The organism is Negativicutes bacterium (assembly GCA_021372785.1).
Classification (GTDB): Bacteria; Bacillota; JAAYKD01; order JAAYKD01; family JAAYKD01; genus JAJFTT01.
Genome location: JAJFTT010000062.1, coordinates 1 through 11,989, shown reverse-complemented (window position 1 = coordinate 11,989; position 11,989 = coordinate 1). Strand labels below are relative to the sequence as shown.

At 48.3% G+C, this 11,989-nt stretch carries 7 protein-coding genes; 4 read left to right on the top strand and 3 right to left on the bottom strand.

Annotation, left to right across the window (positions count from 1 at the left end):
• From LLG09_07775 to LLG09_07765, 3 genes are all read right to left on the bottom strand, one after another.
• Positions 1–649 (bottom strand): undecaprenyl-diphosphate phosphatase (locus LLG09_07775; protein ID MCE5197008.1); only part of this gene is annotated, 649 nt, incomplete at its 3' end.
• 662 nt (positions 650–1,311) lie between these two features.
• Positions 1,312–2,001 carry a 2-C-methyl-D-erythritol 4-phosphate cytidylyltransferase gene (locus LLG09_07770; protein MCE5197007.1) on the bottom strand — a complete coding sequence of 230 codons (690 nt, stop codon included), beginning with the start codon at positions 1,999–2,001 and terminating at the stop codon, positions 1,312–1,314.
• 209 nt (positions 2,002–2,210) lie between these two features.
• Positions 2,211–5,504 carry a copper amine oxidase N-terminal domain-containing protein gene (locus LLG09_07765; GenBank protein MCE5197006.1) on the bottom strand — a complete coding sequence of 1,098 codons (3,294 nt, stop codon included), beginning with the start codon at positions 5,502–5,504 and terminating at the stop codon, positions 2,211–2,213.
• 732 nt (positions 5,505–6,236) lie between these two features.
• On the opposite strand from LLG09_07765, the gene LLG09_07760 reads away from it, so the two are divergent.
• The 4 genes from LLG09_07760 to LLG09_07745 all read left to right on the top strand — a co-directional run bounded on the left by LLG09_07760 (position 6,237) and on the right by LLG09_07745 (position 11,546).
• Entirely contained in the window at positions 6,237–8,162 is a 1,926-nt protein-coding gene (locus tag LLG09_07760) for an arginine--tRNA ligase (GenBank protein ID MCE5197005.1), read from the top strand.
• A gap of 51 nt (positions 8,163–8,213) precedes the next feature.
• Positions 8,214–9,167 (top strand): L-threonine 3-dehydrogenase, encoded by a 954-nt coding sequence (locus LLG09_07755; protein ID MCE5197004.1) that lies wholly within the window; start codon positions 8,214–8,216, stop codon positions 9,165–9,167.
• Positions 9,168–9,389: 222 nt separating this feature from the next.
• Positions 9,390–9,773, top strand: coding sequence for a DNA-directed RNA polymerase subunit delta (rpoE, locus tag LLG09_07750; GenBank protein MCE5197003.1), 384 nt, complete (start codon positions 9,390–9,392; stop codon positions 9,771–9,773).
• A 159-nt stretch (positions 9,774–9,932) separates the two neighbouring features.
• Entirely contained in the window at positions 9,933–11,546 is a 1,614-nt protein-coding gene (locus tag LLG09_07745) for a CTP synthase (GenBank protein MCE5197002.1), read from the top strand.
• Positions 11,547–11,989 lie beyond the last annotated feature (443 nt).

Below are 11,989 nucleotides of genomic sequence, written 5' to 3'. Positions count from 1 at the left end.
GCAAAAACCCGAATTTCAGGATTCGCAACAGACTGGCACCCAGCATGACCGGAATAGCCATAAAGAAAGAAAACTCCGCGGCAATGGTGCGGGAAGCGCCCAGCAGCATCCCGCCTAAAATAGTCGCTCCGGAACGGGACGTGCCGGGAATCAACGCCAGAACCTGAAAGACGCCCATTTTGGCAGCGGTAGCATAACTGAAACGATCCATTTTACGAATCTTCGCCTGCCGCGATTTGTTGCGCCGCTCCAAAACAAGAAACAGCACACCGTAGACGATCAGCATAATCGCCACCGTCAGATAGCCGCTGAGCTTCGCTTCTACCCAATCATTCAATAAAAAGCCAATGATGCCAGCCGGAACGGAAGCCACGAAAACCTTCTTCCATAACTCGATTGTCTCTTTGCGCTCGCGTTTGGATTTGCTCCCGGCAAAAGGATTGAGCCGATTAAAATAGAGAACGATCACAGCCAAAACCGAACCCAGCTGTACGACCACTAAAAACATATTCATAAATGCCGCCGACACATTCAAATGCATCAACTCGTCCAATAAAATCATATGACCGGTGCTGCTGACCGGCAGCCATTCCGTAATACCCTGCACAAGCCCCAAGAGCGCCGCTTTTGCTATTTCCAGCCAATTCATCATACCCGCCTCCCTTATGACTGCTATTTTAGCACGTACGCAGGCAATTTGCCATGACTATTTCATTAAATACGAAATTACTGCCATTTCCCCATCGAACAGAAATTATTACACCCTTGGAAGAAATAAGCCATCAACCGGCAGGAGAGAACGCGCCCGATGCCTGTCAAAGAAGAAGGCAGCCCGATGAAGCACATAGGGCAGAATCGCCATAATATGTAAGCAGCCCGATGAAGCACATTGGGCAAAACCGCCAAAATACATGGAGCAATCGATAAAACACATTGGGCAGAACCATCAAAATACATAGAACAATCGATAAAACACATTGGGCAATTGTAGGGAACAGTCTTGACTGTTCCGCAACGCATCGCATAAGTCAGCTTGATATGCTTATGCTTATGGGTGACGCGGAATGGTCAAGACCATTCTGCCTGGTTCTTCCCTATGCTCCTGATCGAATTGCCCATTGCTCCTCCTGCGACTAAAAAGGTCATCCGAAACGGCTGACGCAAGCGTTTCGGATGACCTTTTACGTTATTACAACGATTTGTCTAATTATTTATATTATTGATATAATTGTTACTATAACTATTGATACAATTATTTATATAATTATTAATACAACGATTGATACAACGATTTGTCTAACGATTGATACTCTATTGCTTTTTAAATTGCTCCGCCAAAAACTCCATATCCCTGGCGAAAGTCAGCTTGATATTCTCCTCGCTGCCCGGTATGATGCCAATCTTTACTTCCGGCAGGTATTTTCGGATCACGCCGCAATCATCGCTGGCAGACTGACTGTTGTCTTTCGCTGCCAATTCATAAGCTTTGGCAATCACCCGCTGACGGAACGCTTGAGGTGTCTGACAACGGTACATCAAACGCCGCTCTGGGATAGTGTCAATTTCGCTGCCGTTTACATTACTGACTAAAATTGTATCGACACTGGGGATGGCGGCCGTTACCGCTTCATAATTTGCTGCCGCATCAATCGCAGCGGTAATCGTCTCTGCCGTGACTAAGGGTCTCGCTCCGTCATGAAAGAGAAGCCAACCATCCGGTTGATCGGCATAAGCCCGCACGGCAATTAGGCTGGATTCGCTGCGCGTTGCGCCGCCGGCCAAGATTTTCTTGACTTTCGGGACTTCGGCAAAGAGCATCTGGACCCATTGCAGCTGTGCCTGCGGCACCACCAAAGCAACTTCTGTGATACCGGGATGCTGCAGAAACGCTTCCACCGTATGTTCCAGGACAGTGCGCCCTTCGATCGGCCAAAACTGTTTTGGCATTAAACCGCCCATACGTGTACCATACCCCGCCGCTAAAATTACTGCAATCGCCATTTGCACCACCCCATTCTTTCTCTCATCGCATACCTATTATAGCGAACTTGTCCGGCAATTGCAAATGATTTTCTTGAAGTTTAGCGTCACTGCAGGATGAAATCAGCAAGAAAGCGCCCCCGGCACACTCACAAAGAGCATTCCGGGGGCGCTGTTTTGTTATCAGCTCACGCTAGGAGTGAAACAACTTCAGACGCTGGACCTTGTTATTACTGAGGAATCACTAAGGTAACAGTTTGAGTTACTGCATTCCAGTCGAGGGTAACGCCAATGGCTTCCATAATTTCTCTCATCGGAACTAAGGTGCGATTGGTGGCAGCTGCAACATAAGGAGCTTCCAGTAAGGAAACATCCACGCCATTCACAACTGCGATCTTGGAACCGATAACCATTTGAATGGTATTGCCTCTTACAAAAGAAGTGACTGTCTGGGTTGCTTGGTTCCAGGAAACCGTGCCGTTGAGCAGGCTTTCGAAGACGAAGCGGACAGGAAGGAAGGTGCGGCCGTTAACAATAACGGGAGCCTGATCCATACCGGTCATCGCAGCGCCGTCTTTGGTTGCATCTAAGGAACCAATGGTCAGAACAACAGTGGCAGGTTTGAGGTATTCGATGGTCAGAACAGCTTCAGACGCATTGCCGTAAATGTCATAGGCCAGAACGTCGAATGTATTCTCGCCAACGCTGAGGTTGGATACTGTGAAGATCACAGAACCATCCGGACGAACCATTGCTTTTTCATAACCTACCCATACTTCGGAAACTTTGCTGCCATCGGTTACATCAAAAGAGATGACCGCAGGAAGCGTTGAGACAGTATAAACCGCATCCATCGTGAATACTGGACCTTTGGTATCGCGAACGACAGGAATAGCAACAGAGAAGTCAGCAGGAGTATTAGAGGATACGAAACCAGTTGCGGTTAAAGTTAAGTTACCGACAGTGTTCGGTGAAAGTGTCAGAACTGCTTTGCCGTCTACATCGGTCTTAACGGTTGTGCCAACTAATACAGCTCCGCTCGGAGTAATCACTTGATCTTTTATTGCAACACCATTAGCGTCGGTAAAGGTCAAGTTGAGATCAATTCCATCGGAAATTTGAAGTTCTGTAACACCACCAAGGTCTAGTACCGGCGGTAAAACAGTGATGGTAGCGACTTTTACAGCAGCACCAGCATTAAAGGTGGCATACAAATCAACGGTTCCTGTCTTCTTAGTACCAACTAATTGAGTGTTCATTTTAACAGTGCCAACACCGCTTACAACAGTTGAGATAACAGGAGCTGCGCAAACAGCATCTTTATAGTCAGCTGCGGTAATAGTTTGAATCACGATAGCTGAAGTCTTGTCAGCAAAGGTTAGTTCGATGGTATCTAATTTACCAGCGGTGACTGTTTTGCTTACAAGTCCATTAACAGTTACTGTAACAGCAGGAGAGACAACATTAACAGGAACAGCTACCATCTTGTTACCTAAATCGGTTCCAAGGTACACAGTAAAAGTACCTGTCTTAGCAGCAGTAGTTAACGTAAAGGTAGCGGCTTTCTTAACAGTATCATAGGTAACAGGATTTGCAGGAGTGAGAGCTGGAGCAAATTCCTTATTGCCACCTACAAGATTATTCAGGTCTTCAATGTAAGCATAATCAGGTGCTACGATAACACCGTCAGCATTTTTCATTTGTAAGGAGAGAGTTTGAGCAGGTTTTGCTGCAACGAGATCAGCAGGAGCAGCTACAGTATAAACAGGGGAACCGGTTACTCTTTGAGTGGTATAGGAAGCAAGGAATGCACCACCATCATTACCAGTTACAGTAATGAAAATCTCAGCAGGAGCAAGGAGCTTAACTTTCGCAGAATAAACACCATTTTGAATGAGTGTCGTTTGGCCGCTTACATAAGTTGTATCCGTAGGAGCACCATAAGCATCTGGGTCTAAAGTAGTATCCCAAACTTTAAAAGCAGGAGTTACTGGAGGAGTTGTAGGCAGATTATATGCATGTGCTGCCCAAGTAACAATAGCATTATTTACAGGAGCGCCAGCTTCATTTGTAACGGTGACCTTAAGTTCGACTTCTTGGCCTACGCTGCCGATAACGGCAGGTAGATACTCTGCATTATATCCTTTTACAGAGAACGTTTTAGTAAATGTATCTGTTGTATCAGTGGAATAGGTTACAGTACCGGAAATAGTGACAACACCTTCACCGATAATAACAAAGGATTTTGGTGTAACTGCAAGGGTGGCTACAAAAGGATCTGCAAGAGTACCAGCAAGAGTTTTAGTGTTGGTCACAGTTGCTTTCAAAGGCCCAGCAATCGTATAGGTAACACTTTTAATTAATTTTGCACCAGGAGCGGTGAAAGATAAAACTTCATTTTGCGCTGCAACTTGTACAGGTAAGTTAGAAGTTTTTGCAGGAGTCGTTACATTATTATCATGATCAACAGATGCATCAACATAAAGTTCATTTGTATTATCTACGATTGTAAATGTATTGGTGCCGGAAGCATACGGCTTATAAGTTGAAGATTCAGATATCAATGTTTCCGCTGCTACGCTATTAAGATATAAGACAACATCAACTTTATAAGTCCCAGCTTTTAATGTTGGGGTGGTCCCAGTCCTCAAATCCGCAATGGTAACTGTATACGGAGAAGTAGTGAATCTTCCGGTAAAGACATAACCATCAGGAGTTGTGACGTTCACTAAATTATGGTCCGTTAAATCACCTGTTAAAGCGGTTGTATCGGTCTTAGGGGTGAAAGTAAAAACAGCATTATTGGTACCAGAGCGCAAAGTAGCGGGTTTCGTAGTTACTGCAACATCAATGTTTTCTACAACATTGAAACTAGCAGTATAATAAGGTACCTCAGTTGGTGGAGTAGTAATCGGCCCGACACAAATGTCATAAGCAGCTGCAGCGGTGACAGTTACAACCATGTTAAAGCTCCCGTCAGGGCCAGTTGTGGTTAACCCCAAAACTGTAGCACCAGATTTGAATGAAATAACCGTGTTCTTAACAGCAACTCCGTTATTCATTAGTGTGCCGGTAAGAGTGGTGCTTTCATTTAAGTTCAATTTAGGAGCAGTAGTGCTGCCGTTGATGGTCAGTGTGTACCGGACATTAATTACAACTTCATGAATAGTGTTATCAGCTTTGGTGATTACCAAATAAAAAACAGTATTAGGAGTGGTGGTTAGAAGATTACTGGTGTTAATCGTAATGCTATCATCAGTACCAACAGTGATTCCAGTTTCGGCTTGCACTGCATCAGCCGTTGCATAAACATAGGGGCCACTACCGGTTCTTGTCGAAAAAATCGTATAATCTACTTTTTCGGTAGAAGCAGCCCAGCCGTCAAGTTTGAATTCCTTGCTTGCAGTTCCAGCAGTAATAGTGAATGTAGTCATGCTGGGATTTGCGGGCACAGCCAATACGGTGCCGGTGAACAAGGACATAACCATCGCAATGGTCAATAATACGGATAAAAACTTCTTCACGAGTTTTTTCCTCCTTTAAATTCTTTTGTGTGTTTGACCCTCCTTTTTTGAGGGTCTTTATCAGAAGAGAAGAAACGTTTCGAACTCGACCTTTGAATGCACTTGCCTGGTTTGACCAAAGTTGTTTGCATTCGTTCGTAAATCGTAACCTCCGTATCCGATATCTGCCGTCAGTATAACAGTGCTTGCCAACTTTCGCAAGCGTTTTGCGAAAGTTGTAACAAAATCGTAAAGCAAAACGCCGAAATCGGCTGTCAGAAATCTGTTTGTAACATTCCAACGGCTGCAGTAAGATTTGGCAGGGAGAACCGGCGACAGAGCCAGCTGCAATCACCGCAAAATGAATTTAACCGCCGGCGAACGTTCACTCCAGGTGACGGCCGCATGGCTTAAAAAATGGGCAAAGCAGCAAAACAGTCGCTTACAAACGGCGGAATGGCTAAGGCGATTCGCACCGCGGCGGAATGAACCATGTACTTTACGGCGGAATGCTCAAGACCATTTTCTGCCATACTCAAGTTTTTTGGCTTAACCAGGCAGCTGCTTTGCGATATTTCTTGTACTTACTGCAATTTTCTGGTGTTTCCATGACAATGCCGGGCGGTTGTGCTATACTAAAACTGTTTCTGGTCCCAGTTTGCTGCGGCAAGGTCTGCTTGCTCTGCGGAGCGAAACCAACAGCCCTGCCGAACAGACCGATCCGATCAAATACTACGAGACGGAAGTGATACAATGAATCTAACGCTGCTTCGCGAATTCACTGCCACCGCTTTGCATAACGGGCTCAACACAGAAGTGCAGCCGGAAGAGATTGCCTGGGACAGCGCGCCGAACCCCGCTTTCGGCGATTTGTCCACGCCGGTTTGCTTAAAGCTGGCCAAAACCCTGCGCCGCAAACCTTTGGATATCGCCCACGCTCTGGCTGCCGCGCTCAAACCGCTGCTGCCGCCCGAAATCGGGGAGGTTTCCGTTACCCCGCCCGGTTATCTGAATCTGCGCTACGATTACAATTATCTGGCGCAAAAATTACTCGATGCCGCGGTAAAAGCAAAGACAGGCGAACCCGCCGCGTCCTCCAAGGGTAAAATTGTGATTGAGCATACCAATATCAATCCCAATAAAGCGGCGCATATCGGTCATTTGCGCAATTCCTGTCTGGGTGATACCTTAGCCCGTCTCTTACGAGCCGATGGTTACCAGGTGGAGGTGCAGAATTATATTGATGATACCGGCACCGCCGTGGCGGATATCGTTGTCGGCATGGAAGTGCTGAATCGTCAATGGGATGAAACGAAAGAAAGCTTCGATTATTTTTGCTGGGATCTTTATACGGACATCAATGAGCTTTATCTGACCCGTCCGGAGTTGAAGGAACGTCAGCGGGAAATTTTACATGCCATCGAAAGCGGCGGCAACGCCATTGCCGCCGGGGCAAAGGAAATCGCCGCCCGCATCGTCAATTGTCATCTGCGCACCATGGCCCGCTTCGATATTTTCTACGACCTGCTCACCTGGGAAAGCGACATTCTGCATCTGGGCTTCTGGCAGCATGCTTTTGCTCATCTGCAAGGCAACGGCGGTCTGGTGCATGAAACGAGCGGCCCCAATGCCGGCTGCTGGGTGGTCAAGTTGGATGATGTGGAAGGGTTCCGCAATCTGGAGAACCCCGACAAAGTGCTGGTCCGCTCCAATGGCACGGCAACTTATGTGGCAAAGGATATCGCCAATCAGATGTGGAAATTCGGTATCCTGGGCTTGGATTTCCTTTATCGGCCCTATCTCGTGCAGCAAAACGGTCAGGTATTGGTCACCAGCGATACTTACCATGGCAGCAGCAGCAGCCTTTACGGGCATGCCGATCGTGTGATCAATGTGATTGATATCCGGCAGAAATATCTGCAGGATGTCTTGCGCGTTTCACTGCACAAATTGGGCTTCGTCAAGGAAGCAGAAAATTCGATCCATTTTGGTTATGAAGTCGTCGCCTTGTCTGCTGCGGCTGCCGGGGAGCTGGGGGTCAATGTGGAGGCCGGCGCGGAAAAAGATGTTTACGCTATGGCGGGCCGCAAGGGCATCGGGGTAAAAGCCGATGATCTGGTAGACCGCGTCATCGCCAAGGCAACGGAAGAAGTAGCCAGGCGCCATCCCGAGCAAAGCGAGCAGGAAAATCGCCGGCTGGGTCAGCAGATTGCCGTCGCAGCCATCCGCTATTATATGATCCGTTACAATATGAACTCGATTATTGTCTTCGATTTTGCCGAAGCGCTGAATATGCAGGGCAATACCGGCCCCTATCTGCAGTATGCGCATGCCAGAGCCAATAATATCCTGGAACGCGCCCGCGGCCAGGGAGCGGAACCTTCCTATACAATACCCGCCGGTTTTTCTTTAAGCGAGCCGGAAAAGCAGCTGATTAAATGGATGAACGAACTGCCGGACGCCATTGCCAAAGCGGCGGAAGAGCTGGCTCCCTCCGCGATGACGGAGTATGTTTATCAACTGGCCTCCAGCTTTATGGCTTTCTATGAAACAACTCCGGTGATGAATGCCGGGAGCGCCGAGATTCGCGGCTTCCGTTTGGGTTTGGTGGATGCCTATCGCCGTATTTTAAAGCGCAGTCTCGGCTTGCTGGGGATTCCGGCGCCGACGCGGATGTAGCGTTGTGATCCTACCGGGAATGACCGGTAAAAATAGAAAGGGGTTATTATCATGTCTCAGAAAAAAATTCTTGTTACCGGTTCCTTGGGACAAATCGGAACCGAATTGGTCCTGGCGCTGCGCGAACGTTACGGCACTGACAATGTCGTCGGCAGCGACTTGCATGACAGCGCCACGCCTGCTTTGGCAAACGGACCTTACGAAAAAATCGATGTGCTCGATACGGCCCGCATGGCTGAAGTCGTCAAAAAATACGGCGTCAACCAGATCATCCATCTCGCCGCTCTCTTGTCTGCCGTTGCCGAGAAGAAACCGACCTTAGCGTTCCAGATCAACTTGGGCGGTTTATTCAACGTCCTGGAATTGGCCAGAGAAACCGGCTGCGCCGTCTTCACGCCCAGTTCGATCGCCGCTTTTGGCCCCGGCACCCCGCCCGACAAAACCCCGCAGGATACCATCCAACGTCCCACCACCATGTACGGCGTGACCAAGGTAGCCGGCGAATTGCTTTGCGATTATTATGCTAAAAAATACGGCGTGGATACCCGCGGCGTGCGCTTTCCCGGCCTCATTTCCTATGCGGCTCTGCCCGGCGGCGGCACAACGGACTATGCCGTGGATATTTATTACGAAGCCCTGCGCAAAAAAGCTTATGTCAGTTATATCGGAGCCGGCACTTATATGGATATGATGTATATGCCCGATGCCTTGAATGGCATCATGACCCTGATCGAGGCGGATCCCGCCAAATTGACCCATCGCAATGCCTATAACATTACGGCGATGTCCTTCGAACCGGAGCAGATCGCTGCCGAAATCCGCAAACACATCCCGGAATTCAAGATGTCTTATGATGTCGATCCCATTCGCCAGGCCATCGCCGATTCCTGGCCGAACAGCATTGACGACAGTGTCGCCAGAGCGGATTGGGGCTGGGCTCCGAAGTATGATTTGGCCAGCATGACCGCCGATATGCTGATCCAACTCAGGAAAAAAGGCGTTTAGTCCGGCCGAACAAAAACAACTGATTTTCGGGACAAGACAGGCTTTGCCAAAACATTGATCCGGATCCAATGTTTTCAGCAAAGCCTGTTATTTTTTATTCAAAATTCTCTAAAATTAATTCACATTTTCTGGTATTTTACTATTGCGTTCCGCTCTCGAATACGGTATATTGGTGCAGTTACAAATTCAAAACAGATCTGATTAACTCGAGAGGTGTTGGACATGTCAGCTAAAAATCCCAATAAAAACCTAAGCGAAACGGATATAGCCTTTCAGCTGCTGCAAAACGGCGTCACGATGACCAGCCGTGAGCTGATGGCTCAGGTCATTGCTGTCAAAGGAATTTCAACAGCGGATACAGCCCGTGCGATGTCGCGTATTTATACCGCCCTCAATCTGGATTCCCGCTTTTCCTTCAAAGGGAACGGTCTCTGGGGCCTGCGCGATTGGAAGGGGGAAGCGCCGAAAAAGCACGACCCCGATCTGCTGCCCTCCGAGAAGCATTATCAGCCCAAAGCCGAAGACTATATCTGGGATGACGAAGCGGATAACGACGAAGACGAAGAAGAAGAGGAAGGCGAAATCATCGAGCCACCGGAATTCTAAAATTTTTTGGCGGCTTTGATAACAAAATACTTGACAACAGGTTGATTTTTGCTATGATATAAAGGGCGCTTGAAAAAGGTGCTGAAGAGACTGACCTTCCCAAGGTCAGTCTTTTTCTGTTTTGTTCCCTCCGACTGCAGTTTTTAGGAGGAATGGCAAATGACTAAATTTATCTTCATCACAGGCGGTGTTGTTTCCAGTCTGGGTAAAGGAATTACCGCAGCCGCTTTGGGTACATTACTGAAAAGCAGAGGCATTCGTGTCACACTGCAAAAATTCGATCCCTATATCAATATCGACCCCGGTACCATGAGCCCAAACCAACACGGCGAAGTCTTCGTCACCGAAGACGGAGCGGAAACCGATCTGGATTTGGGACATTATGAGCGTTTCACCGATGAAATTTTGAGCAGAGCCAATAATTTTACCAGCGGACAGGTTTACCACGCGGTTATCCAAAAAGAACGTCGTGGCGATTATTTGGGGGAAACCGTGCAGGTCATCCCGCATATCACCAACGAAATCAAACAGCGCATTCTGGCGGCGGCTGCCTGGAATCAGGCCGATGTGGTGATCACCGAAATCGGCGGCACGGTGGGGGATATCGAAAGCCTGCCTTTTTTGGAAGCCATCCGGCAAATGCGCAGCACTTATGGCCGCAGCAATGTGCTTTTTATTCATGTCACGCTGCTGCCTTATTTAGACAAAACCTGCGAACTGAAAACCAAACCGACCCAGCACAGTGTCAAAGAACTGCGCGGGATCGGCATTCAGCCGGATATTCTGGTCTGCCGTTCCGCCTATGAAATGACCAACGAGATGAAAGAAAAGCTCGCTCTGTTCTGCGATGTTGAAAAAGCAGCGGTAATCCTCTGTAAAGACATGGATAGTATTTATGAGATTCCACGTCATCTGGCCGATCAGCATTTGGATGATCTGGTCTTGGCGCATTTACAGCTGCCATCACGCCCTCTCGATATCGCAGACTGGGATGCTTTGACGGCAAAAATCAACCGTCCCGCCGGGAAAACCGTGGAAATTGCTCTGGTGGGGAAGTATGTCAGTTTGCACGATGCCTATTTGTCTGTGATCGAAGCCCTGCATCATGCCGCTATCGCCAATAATGTGCATGTAAAGGTGCGCTGGATCAATGCGGAAGAGTTAAACGAACAAAACCAGGCGGAGTATCTGGCGGGCTGTAACGGTATTCTGGTCCCGGGCGGTTTCGGCTGGCGCGGCATTGAAGGGATGATCGCAGCCGCCCAATATGCCATGCGGGAAAAAATCCCTTATTTTGGCCTTTGTCTCGGCATGCAGGTTGGGGTCATGGCTTTTGCCCGCCGGCGGTTGGGCTGGCAGGATGCTTCTTCCTCGGAATTTGACGAGGAACGGGGAGACAAAACAACCCATCCCGTACTCGACTTGATGCCGGAGCAGAAAAATCTGACGGATAAAGGCGGCACCATGCGTTTGGGAGCCTACCCCTGCCGTCTGCAAGAAGACAGCATCAGCTATTCCGCCTATGGCAAGGCTGATATTTCGGAACGGCATCGCCATCGGTATGAATTCAACAATCTTTACCGCCAGTCGCTGCAGGAAGCCGGACTGCAGATTGCAGGTACTTCGCCGGATATGCGTTTGGTGGAGGTGGTTGAATTGGATCGGCAGCAGCATCCCTGGTTTGTGGGGGTGCAGTACCATCCCGAATTTAAGTCGCGTCCCAATCGGCCGCATCCGTTATTTGTTTCCTTTTTACAAGCAGCAAAACAGTAAAAGAAGCGCCGGAATTGTGCCGCCAAAAGCAGACAATTCCGGCGTTTTACAATATGGGCGCATGAGACATAAGGGTGAACGGGGTTACGGGAGTTACGCGGAATGGTCAAGACCATTCCCTACCCTTACGTTTCGTATGGATTCACAACGTTTAAACACATGGCACGGGGTTACGCGGAATGGTCAAGACCATTCCCTACCCTTACACAATGTTCATAATTAATCTGTAATGGTATTTATCAAACGTGAAAACACAGGGCAAAAACGGTCAAGCACATTGGGCAAATTGTAGGGAACGGTCTTGACCGTTCCGCAACAGCACGCATCAATCCGCCTGATAAGCAAACGGCTGCACGGGTCAGGCAACGGGGGTTACGCGGAATGGTCAAGACCATTCCCTACCTTTACGTTTCGTATGGATTCACAACGTTTAAACACACGGA

Excerpts from the sequence above, each read along its gene's own strand:
- LLG09_07745 (MCE5197002.1), top strand. The coding sequence starts at position 9,933 with ATGACTAAATTTATCTTCATCACAGGCGGTGTTGTTTCCAGTCTGGGT.
- LLG09_07770 (MCE5197007.1), bottom strand. The coding sequence starts at position 2,001 with ATGGCGATTGCAGTAATTTTAGCGGCGGGGTATGGTACACGTATGGGC.
- LLG09_07760 (MCE5197005.1), top strand. The coding sequence starts at position 6,237 with ATGAATCTAACGCTGCTTCGCGAATTCACTGCCACCGCTTTGCATAAC.
- rpoE (MCE5197003.1), top strand. The coding sequence starts at position 9,390 with ATGTCAGCTAAAAATCCCAATAAAAACCTAAGCGAAACGGATATAGCC.
- LLG09_07755 (MCE5197004.1), top strand. The coding sequence starts at position 8,214 with ATGTCTCAGAAAAAAATTCTTGTTACCGGTTCCTTGGGACAAATCGGA.